This window comes from Micromonospora sp. NPDC004704 (genome assembly GCF_053601675.1).
On record NZ_JBSGCD010000010.1, the window covers coordinates 72,999 to 87,945 of the forward strand.

At 70.1% G+C, this 14,947-nt stretch carries 14 protein-coding genes; 8 read left to right on the forward strand and 6 right to left on the reverse strand.

The features are described from left to right. Positions 1–96: 96 nt before the first annotated feature. From ACWEFB_RS16445 to ACWEFB_RS16470, 6 genes are all read left to right on the forward strand, one after another. Positions 97–1,077 carry an alpha/beta hydrolase gene (locus ACWEFB_RS16445; RefSeq protein ID WP_452286195.1) on the forward strand — a complete coding sequence of 327 codons (981 nt, stop codon included), beginning with the start codon at positions 97–99 and terminating at the stop codon, positions 1,075–1,077. Positions 1,078–1,086: 9 nt separating this feature from the next. Beyond that, positions 1,087–1,647, forward strand: coding sequence for a hypothetical protein (locus ACWEFB_RS16450; RefSeq protein WP_452286197.1), 561 nt, complete (start codon positions 1,087–1,089; stop codon positions 1,645–1,647). 282 nt (positions 1,648–1,929) lie between these two features. Then, positions 1,930–2,292 (forward strand): DUF2089 domain-containing protein, encoded by a 363-nt coding sequence (locus ACWEFB_RS16455; RefSeq protein ID WP_326557403.1) that lies wholly within the window; start codon positions 1,930–1,932, stop codon positions 2,290–2,292. After that, positions 2,289–2,549 carry a hypothetical protein gene (locus ACWEFB_RS16460; RefSeq protein ID WP_452286199.1) on the forward strand — a complete coding sequence of 87 codons (261 nt, stop codon included), beginning with the start codon at positions 2,289–2,291 and terminating at the stop codon, positions 2,547–2,549. Before ACWEFB_RS16455 ends, ACWEFB_RS16460 begins: the two co-directional genes overlap by 4 nt. Before the next feature lie 22 nt (positions 2,550–2,571). Beyond that, a complete protein-coding gene (locus tag ACWEFB_RS16465) occupies positions 2,572–3,003 on the forward strand; it encodes an SHOCT-like domain-containing protein (RefSeq protein WP_326557405.1) in 432 nt (143 codons plus the stop codon). 403 nt (positions 3,004–3,406) lie between these two features. Then, positions 3,407–4,480 carry a serine/threonine-protein kinase gene (locus tag ACWEFB_RS16470; RefSeq protein ID WP_452286201.1) on the forward strand — a complete coding sequence of 358 codons (1,074 nt, stop codon included), beginning with the start codon at positions 3,407–3,409 and terminating at the stop codon, positions 4,478–4,480. A 145-nt stretch (positions 4,481–4,625) separates the two neighbouring features. Here ACWEFB_RS16470 and ACWEFB_RS16475 read toward each other — a convergent pair whose 3' ends face one another. Further along, positions 4,626–5,231 carry a TetR/AcrR family transcriptional regulator gene (locus tag ACWEFB_RS16475; protein ID WP_452286203.1) on the reverse strand — a complete coding sequence of 202 codons (606 nt, stop codon included), beginning with the start codon at positions 5,229–5,231 and terminating at the stop codon, positions 4,626–4,628. A gap of 46 nt (positions 5,232–5,277) precedes the next feature. Between ACWEFB_RS16475 and ACWEFB_RS16480 the strand changes: the two genes are divergently transcribed. Beyond that, positions 5,278–6,192, forward strand: coding sequence for a tautomerase family protein (locus ACWEFB_RS16480; RefSeq protein ID WP_452286205.1), 915 nt, complete (start codon positions 5,278–5,280; stop codon positions 6,190–6,192). A 19-nt stretch (positions 6,193–6,211) separates the two neighbouring features. Here the strand turns inward: ACWEFB_RS16480 and ACWEFB_RS16485 are convergent, their stop codons facing one another. Both ACWEFB_RS16485 and ACWEFB_RS16490 read right to left on the reverse strand, forming a co-directional pair. Beyond that, positions 6,212–7,693 carry an AMP-binding protein gene (locus ACWEFB_RS16485; RefSeq protein ID WP_452286207.1) on the reverse strand — a complete coding sequence of 494 codons (1,482 nt, stop codon included), beginning with the start codon at positions 7,691–7,693 and terminating at the stop codon, positions 6,212–6,214. A gap of 22 nt (positions 7,694–7,715) precedes the next feature. Continuing rightward, a complete protein-coding gene (locus ACWEFB_RS16490; protein ID WP_452286209.1) occupies positions 7,716–8,957 on the reverse strand; it encodes a hydroxymethylglutaryl-CoA synthase family protein in 1,242 nt (413 codons plus the stop codon). Positions 8,958–9,071: 114 nt separating this feature from the next. Here ACWEFB_RS16490 and ACWEFB_RS16495 point away from each other — a divergent pair, with 114 nt between their 5' ends. Continuing rightward, a complete protein-coding gene (locus ACWEFB_RS16495; RefSeq protein ID WP_452286211.1) occupies positions 9,072–9,611 on the forward strand; it encodes a DUF1697 domain-containing protein in 540 nt (179 codons plus the stop codon). Positions 9,612–9,613: 2 nt separating this feature from the next. Here the strand turns inward: ACWEFB_RS16495 and ACWEFB_RS16500 are convergent, their stop codons facing one another. The 3 genes from ACWEFB_RS16500 to fabD form a co-directional block, all read right to left on the reverse strand. After that, positions 9,614–10,879, reverse strand: coding sequence for a cation:proton antiporter (locus tag ACWEFB_RS16500; RefSeq protein ID WP_452286212.1), 1,266 nt, complete (start codon positions 10,877–10,879; stop codon positions 9,614–9,616). Between the two features lie 57 nt (positions 10,880–10,936). After that, positions 10,937–11,851, reverse strand: coding sequence for a Crp/Fnr family transcriptional regulator (locus tag ACWEFB_RS16505; protein ID WP_452286214.1), 915 nt, complete (start codon positions 11,849–11,851; stop codon positions 10,937–10,939). 943 nt (positions 11,852–12,794) lie between these two features. Further along, positions 12,795–14,945 carry an ACP S-malonyltransferase gene (gene fabD / locus ACWEFB_RS16510; protein ID WP_452286216.1) on the reverse strand — a complete coding sequence of 717 codons (2,151 nt, stop codon included), beginning with the start codon at positions 14,943–14,945 and terminating at the stop codon, positions 12,795–12,797. Positions 14,946–14,947 lie beyond the last annotated feature (2 nt).

Here is a 14,947-nt window from a genome sequence, read left to right on the forward strand (position 1 = left end):
CCGCCACGTGGCGCTCGATTCACGCCGATCGTGCCGGCCATGCTGATGGCAGAGGATCACGTCCCGTGATCCTCTGTTCATCCGCGGAGGCGCCGTATGACCACCACCCACGCTCTCCCCCCGCCGTTCGACCCGGAACTCGGCGCCGCACTCGCGGCCATGGCCGACTCGCTCCCACCGGCGATGACGCCGGACATGATTCCGGCCATGCGCGAGCGTGGCGCCGGACCACGGCCCACCGACGACGACCTGCGGCGCGACGGCCGGTTCGAGATCGAGGAGCGGGCCGTACCCGGCCTGGCCGGTGACCCGGACATCTCGCTCCTGATCTGCCGGCCCACCGCCCCCACCGGCACCCTGGGATGCCTGTACCACGTCCACGGCGGCGGCATGTTCCTCGGCGACAACCGCACCGGCGTGCCGGAGATGCTGCTCGACTGGGCGGAGGAGTTCAACCTGGTCGTGGTCTCGGTCGAATACCGGCTCGCCCCGGAGACCCGGCACCCCGGACCGGTCCACGACTGTTACGCCGGCCTGCTCTGGACCGCCGAGCACGCCGACGAGCTCGGTTTCGATCCGGACCGGCTGCTCATCGCCGGGGCCAGCGCGGGTGGCGGACTGGCGGCGGCGGTGGCCCTGATGACCCGCGACCAGAACGGCCCGGCGCTGCTCGGGCAGATGCTGATCTACCCGATGCTGGACGACCGCAACAACACCCCGTCGGCCCTGCAGATGGCCGGTCTGGGGATCTGGGACCACACCGCCAACCAGACAGGCTGGGGAGCGCTGCTCGGCGACGCGGCGGGTGGCCCGGACGTCTCCCCGTACGCCGCACCGGCCCGTGCCGAGGACCTCTCCGGGCTGCCGCCCACCTTCATCGAGGTGGGCAGCGCGGAAACCTTCCGGGACGAGGACGTGACGTACGCGAGCCGGATCTGGCAGGCCGGCGGGCAGGCCGAGCTGCACGTCTGGCCGGGAGCCTTCCACGGTTTCGACATGACGATGCCGACCGCGCAGATCTCCCGGGACGCCAGGGGAGCCCGGGTCGCCTGGCTCAACCGGCTGTTCAACGCATAGCCTCACCTGATGAGAGACCTGGCCGTCCGGCTCGCCGCGCTGGACGCGGACGCGGGTGCCGCGCTCCAGGTCATCGCCTACTTCGACAGCGCCGTCCTGGAGCGCATCCGCGGCCGGGCCCCGGCCACCGACCCGGCGGCGGTCGAGCTGGTCGTCGACGCGTCCGCGCCCGCCGACGTACGCCTGCAGGCCGCCCGCCGACTGGGACTGCCCGTGGACGGCACCGCGTACGCGGTGGCTCTGGCCTCGGGGGAGTCCCGGCTGGCGGCGGCCGGGACACCCCCACCGCGCACTCGGGCCGGGATCGGTCCGACGGTGCCGCTGCTCGACCTGCCGGAGTCCCACCGGGCGGCCCGGACGGCGTTGCGTTTCGCGGCCGAGGGCACCGACGAGGACCCCGGCGAGACGTTGGTGCACTTCGAGGAGCTGGGCGGGTTGGCTGTGCTCGCCGCCGTACCCGACCCGGCCGGGGTCTCCGACGTACGGGCGCTGGAACACGCGGCGGGCGGGGGCCGGTTGCGTCTGCAGTTGGCGCTGGCCCTTCGACGCCTGCACCGCCACCCGTCCTGACGAGGCCTCCCTGGTGTCGGTGCCTGCCCGCTCCGGGTTGTGCCGCCCGCTGCGGGTGGTGTTGGTCGGTGTCGGTCAGGTCGCCGACGAGGACCGCGCCGGAACCCAGCCCGATCTCCAGGCAGTCCAGGGCGTGTACCCACGAGGTCCGCAGCTCACGAGCGCCAGTCACGGCCGAGGAATTGAAGATCAAATTAAGAAAATCAAGATTTGCACGTTGACACCTTCATAAACTCAAGATACAAATGATGCACAGGCGTCATCGAGGGCAAGGAGTCGAGGGTGGACTGGCAGGAGCTGACGGACCTGACGCGCGGACAGCCGTTCGTGGTCGAGCGGGTCCGCCTCGCCGGCAGCGGGGTCGTGGTCGAGGGTCAGTTCGAGCCGCCGCCGTTGGCGCAGCTCGGCGTCGACGACCAGGTGTTCGTCGCCGCGTTCGTACGGTCGCACGGCTCGATCAAGGAGATGGAGCGGATCTTCGGGGTGAGCTACCCGACGATCAAGGCGCGGCTGAACCGGATCACCGAGCACTTCGACTTCGTCGACACCGACCCGGCGCCCACCGGGGCCGACGTCGTCGACCGCCTGCGGCGGGGGGAGATCAGCGTCCAGGAGGCGCTGGACGAGCTGGAGAGGTCCCGATGATCCCGCAGTTGGTGACGGTGCGCCATCGCCGTTCCGACGGCCGCTGGCTGCGGCTCTACGTCCCCGTCCTGCCGGTGCTGCTGGTGCTGTCACCGCTGCTGCTGCTCGCCGTGCTGGCCGGACTGGTCGCCTGCCTCGTCTTCCGGGTGAGCCCGTGGGGCGCGGTGCGCGGCGTCGGGCAACTGCTGTGGGCGCTGCCCGGCACCCGGTTCGAGATCGAGGACGGTCACATGGCCGTGCTGGTAAGCATCAGATGAGATCAGAAGGTGAGGAGCAACAATGAACGAGCAGCGGCGCCAGGTCCTGCAGATGCTGGCCGAGGGCAAGATCTCCGCGGATGAGGCCGAGCGGCTGATCGACGCCCTCGGACGGGAACGACCCGAGTCCCCGCCGGGAACCGCGCCCGGCCCGAAAGCTCGACCCAAGTACCTGCGGGTGGTGGTGAACTCGGAGGACGACCTCGGCGGCGACGGGCCCAGCCGGGTCAACGTCCGGGTTCCGCTGCAACTGCTGCGCGCCGGGGTCCGGCTCACCAGCCTCATTCCTCCGCAGGCACTGGCCCAGGTGAACACGAAGCTGCACGAGTCGGGGGTGCCGATCGACCTCACCCAGCTCAAGCCGCAGCACATCGAGGACCTCATCGAGCAGCTCGACGACGTCACCATCGACGTCGACCAGCCGGACACCAAGGTGCAGGTGTTCTGCGAGTGACACCACCACCCCACCGGCTGTCCACCCCGACGGGGGTCGGCTGGTGGGGCGGTCGCGGCGAAGCCCGACTTCAAGCACACCCGGGATAGCTCCGGCGGCCCGTGACGGACCCAGTCATTCGGGCATGTCGATGTACGCGCATGAACTCATGCGCCGCCGGGTACGGCGTTACGGTGTCACCGCCACAGGCGCACGACCCACTCGTTCGCCTCGGCCGGAGGTTCGGCGTCGCCAGAGTGCCTCTCGACGAGCGGCGCCAACATTTGAAGTCAACCTTGCTCGTCATCGGGCACCTGGGCTCGCGCCGCGAGCCACGTCGCGGTTTGTGCTGGGCGGACCGGGGGTAGCGCTCTTCCTGACCGTCGTCCATCGGGACCGGCGGCGGGCAAGTGTCGGGGGCGGGATGCCGGCGTTGGACGGGCGGTACCGCCTCGATCAGCGGATCGGGGCAGGGGGCATGTCGGAGGTCTGGCATGCCCATGACGAGGTGCTCGATCGGCCGGTCGCGGTCAAGCTCATCACCCTGCCGTACGCCGATCCGGCGGCCGGCCTGGTGGTCGTGGACCAGGCGCGGACGGAGGCCCGCGCCGCAGCCCGGCTGGCTCATCCCAACATCGCGAGCGTGCATGACTTCGGTCTGGTACCCCTGCCGGACGGCCAGCAGGCGCCATACATCGTGATGGAACTCGTGGAGGGTGAGACGCTGGCCGTGCACCTGCGGTCCGGGGCGCTGGACTGGCAGATCGCGGTCCGGGTCTGCGCGGAGGCGGCCGCCGCGTTGGCCGCGGCCCACCAGGGCGGCATCGTGCACCGGGACGTCAAACCGGCCAACATCGTGCTCACCCCGGCCGGGGTGAAGGTCCTCGACTTCGGCATCGCCGCACTGGTCGGCGAGCGTGATTCGGCGGCCGGGGGCGAGGTGGTGGGCACGCCGGCGTTCGTCGCCCCGGAGCGGCTCGACGGGGTCGCCGCCAGCCCGGCCACCGACGTGTACGCCGTCGGCGTGCTGCTCTATCTCAGCCTGGCCGGACGGCTCCCGTGGCCGGTACACACGGAACCCGACCGGCCGTTGTCCCACGTGTCCCGGCCACCGGATCCGCTGCCGCCGGTGGCGGGTCTGCCCGCCGACGTGGCCGAGCTGTGTCTGCGTTGCCTGAGTGCCGATCCCGCCGACCGGCCGACGAGCGTCGCCATGGCACTGCTGCTGGCCGAGGCGGTGCAGACACAGGTGTACGTGCCGATCGGCATCCTGCCGTCACCCTCCCGTCCGCCTGCCCCGGCACCCCGACAGCACGTGCAGGCCGATGATCCGGCGCTGGACGAGGTGACGGACGTGGCGGCCGTCGAGTCGTTCTCGCAGCCGCGATACGACGGCGAGCGCGGTTCGACCGGCGACGGGCCGGGACCCGCGCGGCCCGTACCGGCTTCGGCGAGGTCCGACTCCCAACTCCTGCGTCCGGGTCGGCACCGCGCCTGATTCCGCACGCGCCTGGGCCGTGGCGCAGGTACCGGCGGACCACGGCATCGATCACGTCAGGCCCGAACCCGAGACCCAAGTATGCAGGGCTGCATATCTCGTAGCGAATGGAGAGGGTCGGCGGACCCGCCCGTACGGCGGCGTTCTACCCGTTTTTCCGGCGCGCGACCTTCGGCGACACGTTCGCGGCGAGACTGGTCAGGGCTGCTCGTATCGCGTCGAAGGGAGCCGGGCTGTGCAGCGCACGAGCGGTGATCATTGCTCCTTCGACACCGGCGATCACCGCGTCGGCCAGTACGCGTGCGGCCGTCCGGTCGATGTCGAGGACGACGAAGTGGAACGCGAGCCGGTCGATCATCTGCGTGAACGTTCGGCGGCTCGTCTCACCCACGTCGGTCGACTCCCGGGCGGCTCCGTCGATCACCAGCGGCGCGATTCCGCAGCCCCGGGCGTAGTCGCTGGCTACCATGCCTTCGCGGGCCAGGTCTACGTACCCCTCGACGAGCTCGGCGGCAGAGTCGGCCCGTTCGGCGGCCTGGTCGATGATGACGACCTGGTCGTGGGCATGCGCCTCGGCCGCCGCCATCGCCAACTGGGTCTTGCCGCCGGGGAAGTGGAAGTACACCGAGCCGCGTGGCGCTTCGCTGAGCCTGAGCACGTCGGAGAAGGCCGTCGCTTCGTAACCGCGCTGCCGGATCAGCTGCTTGGCCGCCTCCACCATCCTCTGCTTGGCATCCGATCGGCGCGCCACGGTCGCACCCGCCTCCCCTCATCCGACTCCATGCTCCCACAACACTATGTATGATGACCTGCATAGTTACAAGTGCTTGGCAGGAATTCCAGGAGCCAGGGCGCCGCCCGGGCCACCGGATCGGAGAGGACCGCGCATGTCCTTCGTCAACATTTCCCTGGCCCGAGGCAAGTCGGAGCAGTACCTCGCCACCGTCTCGCGGACGGTGCACGATGCGCTGGTCGCCGAACTGAAGATGAAGCCCGATGACAGCTTCCAGCTCGTCCACCAGCACGACCCCGGCGAGATGATCTTCAACCGCGACTTCCGCGGCGGCCCGCGCTCCGATGACTGGATCGTCTTCACGATCACCGATGGCCTGGATCGTGGTGAGCGGGCCAAGCGCAGGTTCTACGAGACGCTGGTCCGACTGCTCCAGGAGCGCACTGGCATCAGCCCCGCCGACGTGTTCGTGATGATGACCGTCACGGCCCCGGAAAACTTCTCCTTCGCCGATGGGGTGATCGGGACCGACATCCTGGCTGCCGAGGCGCTCGACGCGGCGGCAACGGCCCCGGGCGCCCATGATGCGTACACCAGGGCCGAACTGGCGTACGCCGTCAACCGGCTGTTCCGGAACCGTGACCGCCACATTCTGCCGATGCTGCGCGACGACGTCGTCCTCACCGTGCCCACCACGCTGTCCTACGGCGGTGAGTTCACCGGTCGCGCGGCCTTCGACGACTTCTTCTCGAAGATCCCGGGCGGCGGAACCGTATGGGAGTCGTTTGCCAGCGTCGTCGACGAGGTCATCGCCTCCGACGACCACATCATCGCCCGGCTCACCAACACGGCCGTGCCCAAGGCGACCGGCAGGACGGTGGTTTTCCAGAACCTCTGGTTCTTCGAGGTCGCGGACGGCCGCATCGTCAGCGTCCAGCTCTACGCCGACACCGCCGCGACCAGCGGCGGAGCGAGTTGATCGGACCGCCCGCGCCGGGTCAGCCCAGCAATTGACGCAACTGGTACTTGAGCACCTTGCCGGTGCCACCCCGGGGCAGCACGTCCAGCCGGTGGATCCGTTTCGGCACCTGGTGCGGCTCGAGCCGCTCGGCCAGGAACGCCGTGAGTGCCGCCTTGTCCAGCGACTCGTCCGCGGCGACGACCGCGGTGACGATCTGCCCGAGTTCTGCGTCGGGTAGCCCGATGACACTCGCCTCGCGTACCGCGGGGTAGTCGTAGACCGCCGCCTCGACCTCCAGTGACGACACGAGCCTGCCCCCGGTGGTGATGACATCGGTCATCCGGTCGAACAGGAACAGTTCGCCGTCGGCCGTGGCCCGTCCGAGGTCACGGGTACGGGTCCAACCGCCGGCGTGTACCTGGGCGTTGAGCGTCTCGTCGAGGTACAGCCGTTTCGGCGCCTCGCAGCGCAGCCACACCTCACCGAGCTCGCCGGGCGGCAGCGGCTCCCCCTGCTCGTCCACCACCCGCATCTCGGTGCCGCGACCGGGACGCCCCACCCACATCGGGCGGTCCGGGTCCACGTTGCCCAGCATGATCGCCGGCACCGCCTCGGACTGCGCGTACGCGTTGGCGATCGTCGCGTTGGGCATCGCCGCCAGCAGGTCGCGGGCGATGCGGGGTGGCATGATCGCTGAGGCGTTGCCGATGGTCTTGACCGTGCTGAGGTCGTACCGGTCCTGCGGGCGGATGGCGGCCAGCCGGATCGCGGTCCAGGGCGTCAGGATGAGCGTCGCGCAGCCGTACGCGGCGAGCAACCGCGCGATCTCCTCCGGATCGTCCGGCGAGCACACGATCAGTGGCGAGGGCGTCGTGGTGGCGAGCACGGCGACGGTCGTCGCGCTCGACGTGGTGCCCAGCGGCATGGGCGCGAGCAACGGCGCGGGGTCCACGAGCTGCCCGAGCGCGGCCGACCCCCGGCCGTAGGTCAGGTTGCCGTGCGGGTTGGTGAACGGCTTCGCCAGCCCGGTGGTGCCGGACGTGTAGAGGATGTCGGAGATGTCCTCGGGCGCCACGCCGGTGTCGATGGGGCCGGTGTCGCCGCCGTCCAGCTCCGCCACCGTCACCGACCAGCGCCCGGCGGCATCCGGCCACGGCGGCAGCCCGGAGCCGTGAATCACCCCGACCACCCCGCACTGGTCGAAGCGCCGGTGCAACTCAGCCGTGGACAGGGTGTTGTTGACGTGGACCGCGGTCGCACCGGCCTTGAGCACACCGAGGTACGCGGCGGCGTAGTCGATCCAGTCGTCGCCGCCGAAGAGCAACGCCACCCTGGCCCCACGGCCGCTGCCGCCGAGCCGCTCCAGGATCCCCCGGGCGACGGCGTTGGACCGGCGGTCCCACCGCTCATAGGTCACCGTCGTCTTGCCCCGGACGTTGATCGCCTCCTGCTCCGGCATGAGACCGGCGCGGTGCCGGAGCAGGTCGGGTACGACGACCGCGGACGTTGGCACACTCATGGGTTCTCCTCGGATGACGCGCTCAGCTCCACCGGTACACGCGGTGGAAGTCCTCGATCCTGTCGAGCAGCAGCAGTTCCCGGCCGGCCAGATGACTGTCCAGGACGGACTGGTACGGACCGGTGTCCAGGACCGCGTCGCGGACGCCGAACGCCCGGTCGGCCGTGTGCCGGTTGAGCTCGTCGTACTCCGCGACCGTCAGCTGACGCCGGGCGGCCACCGCCTTGGCGAGCGGCCGGGCCCCGAGCCGGGCGGCGGCCCGCTCCGTGACCACTCCGCTGAAGAACTCGGACCCGCAGCCGGAGCCGTAGGAGAACAGCCCGATGCGCCGTGCCACGGAGAAGTCGGCGTGGTCGATCAGCGAGCACAGCGCGAGGTACAGCGAGCCGGAGTACAGGTTGCCGATCTGGCTGGTGTACGCGAGCGACGGTGCCACCCGTGCCTCGAAGTCCGCGCCGATGCTGGCCGGGGACATGCCCTTGGTCTTGCGCAGCAGCGTCCGGTGGGCCCCCTTGACCATGCCGGCGAAGGGGATGTGGAACAGGAGATGGTCGAAGGTGGTGACGATGTCGGCTCCGGCGACGCGGTCCCGGTAGGCGGCGAAGCACTCCTCGAGGCAGCTGAGGTAGGCCAGGAGGGACAGGTCCGAGTTGACCACGTCGACGTCGGGCCGGGGGCGCAGCGTGTCCATGACCTCCTTGGTGTGGTACCCGCTGGCACCGAGGTCGAGGCGCAGGACGTCGGGGGAGCGGCTCACCAGCATCGCGACCGCACCCGCTCCCTCGGACGGCTCGTAGTAGCTGCCGGCGGCGGCGATGCCGGCGATGTCGGTGGCGACCACCAGCGCACGCGCGTCCGGGATGGGACTCGCGGCGATGATCGCAGCCGCGCTCTGCAGCGCCGCGGTGCCGCCGTAGCAGGCGTGCTTGACCTCGAACGACCGGCAGCGCGGCGACAGACCGAGGTGGTCGTGGACGTACGTGCTGATGGGCTTGCCGAAGTCCAACCCGGACTCGGTCGCGACCACGACCAGCTCGATCGCCGCCCGCTGCGCCGGGGTCAGCGCGTCGACCAGTGGCCGGGCCGCGTTGACCGCGTGGGTGACCTGGTCCTCGCAGGGCAGGCTCACCGACCGTCGGTCCATCATCAGGTTCGCCAGCCGTGACGGGTCCAGGCCGCGTGCCTCGAACAGCGCCCGTACGTCGACGGACGCGCTGCCGGCGTAGACATGAAGATCCTCGATGCCGATGGATGTGGTGACCATCGTTGTCATCTCCCTCGCCATCGCGGTCTCTGACGGTTCTACGGTCGTCCGGGCGGCCGGGTCTGCTCATAGTTGAGCGCCGGGGGTGCGTCGGGCCGGTTAGGATGCCGGGTCATGCAGAGGTATGTCGCATTTCTTCGGGCAGTGAATATCGGCGGCGAGAGCTCGATGGTGATGGCGGACCTGAAGCAGGTCTTCGTCTCCTGCGGGTTCGACGGCGTGGCGACGTACATCCAGAGCGGCAACGTCGTCTTCGGCTCCCCGGCGGACGACGAGGCGGCCATCCTTGCCGAGATCCATCGAGGCATCAAGGACCGGTGGGGCAAGGACGTGCCGGTTCTGCTGCGCAGCCTGCCCGAGCTCGATGCCATGATCGCCGCCAACCCGTACCTCGGCGAAAACTCGGACTACACGAAGCTGCTGGTCACATTGCTGACGCACGATCCCGGGGCGGACAAGCAGGACGCGCTCGCGTCGCCGTCCGGCGAGACGGGCACGGTGGCGCTGGTCGGTCGGGACGTGTTCGTGCACGTCCCGGACGGGTACGGGCGGAGCAAGCTGAGCAACGCCTTCGTGGAGCGCAGGACCGGCGTCGTCGGGACGACCCGCAACTGGCGCTCGGTGTTGAAGCTGCGCGACATGGCGGCGGGCTGACCTCATCCTCGCGGTCCCGGTCCGGTCCGGTCCGCACCGACGCCCGCGGTCGCCTTCTCGACCCGGCCCACCAGGGACAGCAGCGGACCGGTGAGCACCGTCGTGACCAGCGCCATGACGAGCAGCGCGAGGAACAGCGGCGGACTCAGGATGCCGGCCTGGAAGCCGACCTGCAGCACGATCAGCTCGGTGAGCCCACGCGTGTTGAGCAGGATGCCGATCCGTACGGCGAGAGCGGGGGAGCTGCCGCCGACCCGGGCGCCGAGGTACCCACCGCCGATCTTGCCGGCGATGGCGAGACCCAGCACCACGAGAACCAGAGACCACGGCGTGGTACCGATCGCGCCGGTCAGCACGGTGAGCCCGGTGTTGACGAAAAAGACCGGCAGCAGCCAGCCCCCGAGCCGCGACACGGTGGCGGTGGGTACGTCCCACGGTTCGCCGAGCGGGATCGCCAGGCCGACCAGGATCGCACCGAACACCGCCGTCAGTCCCAGGTGGTGCACGCCGAATCCGACCGCGAGCGCGAGGACGCCCAGGGTCACCGTGCTCGCGGCGGGCCAGCGGGCACACCACACCGCCGCCCTGCCACGACTCAGTGCCCACCTGATCCCGGCGGCGAGCAGCAGCGCGCCCGCGAACACCGCCATCGCGTCGCGGAACGTGGCCGCGTCCCCGGCGCCGAGCGCGACGGCCAGTGACAGCAGCAGCCAGCCCACGATGTCGACCGCGACCGCGGCGGCCAGGGCCAGACTCCCCGCGGTGGACTCCTCCAGGCCGCGTTCCTTCAGCAGCCTCGCCAGCACCGGCACCGCGGTGATCGACAGCGTCACCGCGACGCACAGGACGAAGGCCGGCAGCGGTGCGTCACCGCGTACGGTGGCGTCGCCGGACATGAGTACCCAGAGGGCGACGAGGGTGCCGCACGCCAGCGCCGGGACGAGCGCGCCGGCGGTTACCCACGCCAGCCGGCGGTCGTTGCGCGCCGGCCCGACCCGCAGTTCGCGGGCGAGGCTGACCAGGAACAGCACCAGGGCGCCTTCGGCGACCAGGCGCAGGAGCGCCCGTACGTCGTCGGGCAGCACGGCCTCGAGGACCCCGCGCCCGGCCAGCGCGACGAGTACCGGGCCGACGAGCAGGCCGGCGACGATCTCGCCGATCACCGGCGGCTGGCGCAGCAGCCGTGCGGCGGCCCGTCCGGCGGCGGCAACGAGTAGCAGGGCGACGATGAGCACGGCGCCGTGCAGCAGTCCCAGGATCCCGCCCATCTCAGCGACCGCTTCGCTGCGGGCCGCCCGCATCCGGTGGCGCGGCGACGCTGGCGCTCATGCGGTCAGCCCGTGCTCGCCGTGGAGATAGCGGCCGGCGCCGGTGGCCGAGCGGGTCGTGCCGGTGCCCCAGAGGCCGAGTTCCCTCTGCCCGCGCTCCACGTACTCGGTGAGGGCCGCCTCGTTGATCAGGAGGTATCCGCCGGGGAGCTGGTCGACCAGCTTCGCCTTGCGGAAGTGCTTGAGGAACAAGCCGACCCGGGACCGGGTGGTGCCGACCATGCTCGCCAGCTCCTCCTGGGTGATCTTCGCATCGATCTGCATGCCGACGTTCAGCTGGCGCCCCACCTTGCGCGCGAGCCGCAGCAGGGTGGCGGCCAGCCGGTGCTCGCTGTCCATGGTGACCAGCTGCGTGATCGTCTGCTGCTGGTCGAGGAGCTTGGCCATCAGGAACCGGGTGAAGTACCAGTTGAGGTGATCGTCGTTGATGAGCATGTTGAAGAGCTTCGCGGAGTTGATCCGCCGGATGACGCTGTCCTTCATGGCCGTCGCCGTGTCGTGCCGCGGTGCACCGAGCAGTCCCAACTCGCCGAACATGTCGCCCCGGGTGTGGATTGACAGGAGGCACTGCTTGCCGTCCGCTGACGACGCGGTGGTCTTGAACTGGCCGACCTCCACGAGGTACATGCGCAGGTCCTGGTCGCCGGAGTTGTAGATGGCCCCGCCTCTGGGCACATGCGTGCGGACGGCGAACGTCGGGTCGTCGCGGATCATCTGGTGCAGCTGGTTGCGCAAGTCATTGGTAGCGCCGGCGGTTCGCAAGAAGTCCTCCTCGCGCCCGAATTCGGACAGGCGGGTGCGTTGTCCGATTTCTGCTCGTCCGATTTGTGGCGAAGGGTAGGCGGCTGTGGTGAATGCGGCCGGAACCCTTGCCTCTAGTCTGTGTGCCGGACTGATCGTCTTCTGTTCCATTGTGAGCAGACAATGGTTTTGTCCGCTATGAGTTTGACAATCCACCCGAGGACAGGGCGGTATCGATGGGGCGTCGGTGTGCCCCGCACCTGTCCTGTGCAGCAATTTCGTGCAATGTTCATCCGCCTGGATGGGCGGCGACGTGCCGTCCTGCTAACCGGCAGGCGGAATCGCTCGGCACTGCATGTGATTCTCATCGCCCGCTGTGCGGACGGGGCCAACTGGGTGCGTGTGCACCCGCCCGTGGCTCGGCTGCTTCGATGCCCAGATAGTTGTTCCGGCAATAGTTGTGCGCGATTCATAGGGCGGCGCGGGCCGTGTCACGACCAGGCAACTCCCTCGTTTCGGTGGCGTTTCGAGCAGTTGCCGGGAAAGCCTCCAGTGCCTCGGTGTCGCCCGGATGAAGCGCGCTGGATCGGGCATCCATGTCGAGTCCATGATGGGGGATTCGCCACTAATTCGTGGAGTATGGTTCACGTGAAGCGAACGCATTCGAACGACGCCCTTCGACGGAGTGGACAGCGGACGGGCCGGTCGGTGATTCGTGTGCGCATGCGTATGCGGATGTCGGGAGGTGGGCCGACATCGTTGTGGCGCTGCAGAATCGTACGGTCATCAATCTGAACCGGCGTCATGCGCGTAAAACATGTTAACCAATCCAGCGGCACGTGTCCATGTAGCCAATGTCGTGGAACGGACTTATTGGGCCAACCGTCGTGCAGGTTATTCCTGTCGATTGTCTGATAGCGGACGCATTGGACTAACTATTCAGCGGATTCCTGGTCGGGTAGGTATTGATCATGATCGGTCTGGATGATCTTCAAGTGGTGGTCCCGGTCCATCGTCCGTGGCGCGGTCGCCGAGCTCTTCGCGAACGACGCAAAATGAACAGATCAGGGTCATGTGGCACCAGGTGAATGACCGACCATTGTGCCGCCGGGGCTCAGCGGGGCTGCGACATCAGCCGTTCGGCAACCGCGTCCGCGTGCCTGGTACGCCAGTCGGCGAGCGGCTCCGAGTCGACGAGCCGGTTGAACGCCCCGATGTCGGCGGACGCGGGCACCCGGTAGTTCAGCCGCTGGCCGGGCGTACCGCGCAACGCCGCCGCGGTGGCCTCCCGGCAGTACGCGGCGAACACCAGGGCCAGACCGTGCTTCGCATCGCGACCCACCACGCCGAGGCTCTCGCGTACCACCTCCAGCGGGCGCCCGAAGTGGGTGCGTTCCAGCGCCACCCGCTCCTGCGCGCTGAGATCCTCCAACCGATCGTGCCGCAGATACAGCCGGTACAGCTCTTCGGCGCGCGCGGCGAACAGCGTGCCCTTGTGCGCCACCCGGGACCGGGCGCCCAGCTCGAACAGTTCGGGGTCGGGCGCGTCCCGGGTGTCGGTGACGTCGAGCGTGCCGAGCAGATCCTTCGCCGCGTCCGAGGTGGCGGCCTCGGGTGTGCACTGGTTGACGGTCGTCGTGACGACGAAGTCGGCACCGAGCGCGAAGGCGGCCGCGACGGCGGCCGGCGTCCCCACCCCCGCCACACCGATCCGCACCGTCGGGGCCTCGCGGTCGCGCTGGGCGACCAGGGCCGGTACGAGCGCGAGCGCGTCCCCCTCGGCGGCCAGGTCGGTGGCCACGGGAAGACGCGCCGCCGACGCGGCGGCATTGGCGTCGAGGAGCCCCTCGTCGACCAGGGCCCGCACCACCGCCGGATCGGGCGGGCGCAGGAACCGGGTCGCGGTGGCCGGGTCGGTGATCCGGACCAGGACCCGCCGGAGTCCGTCGGCGTACCGGAACCGGACGAGCTGCGGCGACACCGCACCGAGCGGCCCGGAGACCTCCACCTGGCGCACGTCGTGGACGAGATACAGGTCGCAGAGGGAACGCTCGTCCCGGCCGCCCGGCCACGCCATCCCGTACCGGGGGACGCCACGCAACTCGACCAGGGCGGCCCGGATCGCGGCGGTGTCCAGCCCGCCCGCGCCGAAGAACCCGAGCAGCCCGGCATCGGACAGCCGCCGCAGCAGGGCGGGTGAGGTGACACCGTACGGCAACGACCCGGCCAGGCACGCGTACCGGACGTCGTATTCCGCGCGCAGTGCCGCCGAACCCCCCACCCGAGTCCCCGTCGGGTTCGGCGCGACCGCCGGTCGCGAGGGTGTCGGGACGGGGGAGGTGTCGGCAGGGGCGGAGCCGGTGGGAACGCGCGGGGGCGCCACGATCGGCACGGGCGGTGCCGTCGGCGGGACATCGGGAGCGGGGAGTCTCGTGGCGGCCCGGCGCCACATCTTGGTGAGGACGTCACCCGGCCCGACCTCGACCGGCTCCGTCACGCCGGCCCGGGCCAGCCGGCACATGGTGTCCCACCACCGCACCGGCTCGACGAAGTGTCGCAGCAGCGTCGCGGGAAGGTCCGCCGGGAGGTGGGGGGCGGCGGTCACGTTGCTCAGCACCGGGATCACCGGTGGCGCGAACCGGACGTCGCGCAGGACCGACGCGAAGGCGTCCGCGGTGGTGGACATGAGACGCGAGTGCGCCGGAACGCTCACCGCCAACGGTACGCACCGGCCCGTACCGTGGCGGCGCACGGCGTCGATGACCGCCCGGACCCCGTCCGCGCTGCCCGCGACGACGAACTGGTCGGGCAGGTTGTGGTTGGCGAGGTCGACGTCGCCGATCTCGGCCAGCAGCGCGGTCACCCGGGACAGCGGCAGCCCGAGCACGGCCACCATGCCGCCACCGGTGACCTCGCCCATCAGCTCGCCCCGCCGGACCACGAGCCGCAACGCGGTCTCGAAGTCCAGGCAGCCCGCGACGTGCAGCGCCGCGTACTCGCCGAGGCTGTGTCCGGCCAGCACGTCGGGCGCCGGATGGCCGTCCGCCCGCGCTGCGCGGGCGGCCAGGACGCTGACGAGGAACACCGCCGGCTGCACGTACCGGGTCTGGCCGAGGTACTCCCCGCGCTCGTCGCGGCACAACTCGCGCGGGGACACCCCGATGATCCGACCGGCGGCGGCATACTCGTCGGGGAACCGGTCGAGCAACTCCTCGCCCATACCCGGGCGCTGGGAACCCTGTCCCGGGAAGACCCATGCCCGCATGG

What these genes read in the sequence shown, in the direction of transcription:
- ACWEFB_RS16500 (WP_452286212.1), bottom strand. Translation starts at nt 10,879, where the DNA reads ATGGGCGGGATCCTGGGACTGCTGCACGGCGCCGTGCTCATCGTCGCC.
- ACWEFB_RS16485 (WP_452286207.1), bottom strand. Translation starts at nt 7,693, where the DNA reads ATGAGTGTGCCAACGTCCGCGGTCGTCGTACCCGACCTGCTCCGGCAC.
- ACWEFB_RS16450 (WP_452286197.1), top strand. Translation starts at nt 1,087, where the DNA reads ATGAGAGACCTGGCCGTCCGGCTCGCCGCGCTGGACGCGGACGCGGGT.
- ACWEFB_RS16495 (WP_452286211.1), top strand. Translation starts at nt 9,072, where the DNA reads ATGCAGAGGTATGTCGCATTTCTTCGGGCAGTGAATATCGGCGGCGAG.
- ACWEFB_RS16505 (WP_452286214.1), bottom strand. Translation starts at nt 11,851, where the DNA reads ATGGAACAGAAGACGATCAGTCCGGCACACAGACTAGAGGCAAGGGTT.
- ACWEFB_RS16445 (WP_452286195.1), top strand. Translation starts at nt 97, where the DNA reads ATGACCACCACCCACGCTCTCCCCCCGCCGTTCGACCCGGAACTCGGC.
- ACWEFB_RS16490 (WP_452286209.1), bottom strand. Translation starts at nt 8,957, where the DNA reads ATGGTCACCACATCCATCGGCATCGAGGATCTTCATGTCTACGCCGGC.
- fabD (WP_452286216.1), bottom strand. Translation starts at nt 14,945, where the DNA reads ATGCGGGCATGGGTCTTCCCGGGACAGGGTTCCCAGCGCCCGGGTATG.
- ACWEFB_RS16470 (WP_452286201.1), top strand. Translation starts at nt 3,407, where the DNA reads ATGCCGGCGTTGGACGGGCGGTACCGCCTCGATCAGCGGATCGGGGCA.
- ACWEFB_RS16465 (WP_326557405.1), top strand. Translation starts at nt 2,572, where the DNA reads ATGAACGAGCAGCGGCGCCAGGTCCTGCAGATGCTGGCCGAGGGCAAG.
- ACWEFB_RS16460 (WP_452286199.1), top strand. Translation starts at nt 2,289, where the DNA reads ATGATCCCGCAGTTGGTGACGGTGCGCCATCGCCGTTCCGACGGCCGC.
- ACWEFB_RS16480 (WP_452286205.1), top strand. Translation starts at nt 5,278, where the DNA reads ATGTATGATGACCTGCATAGTTACAAGTGCTTGGCAGGAATTCCAGGA.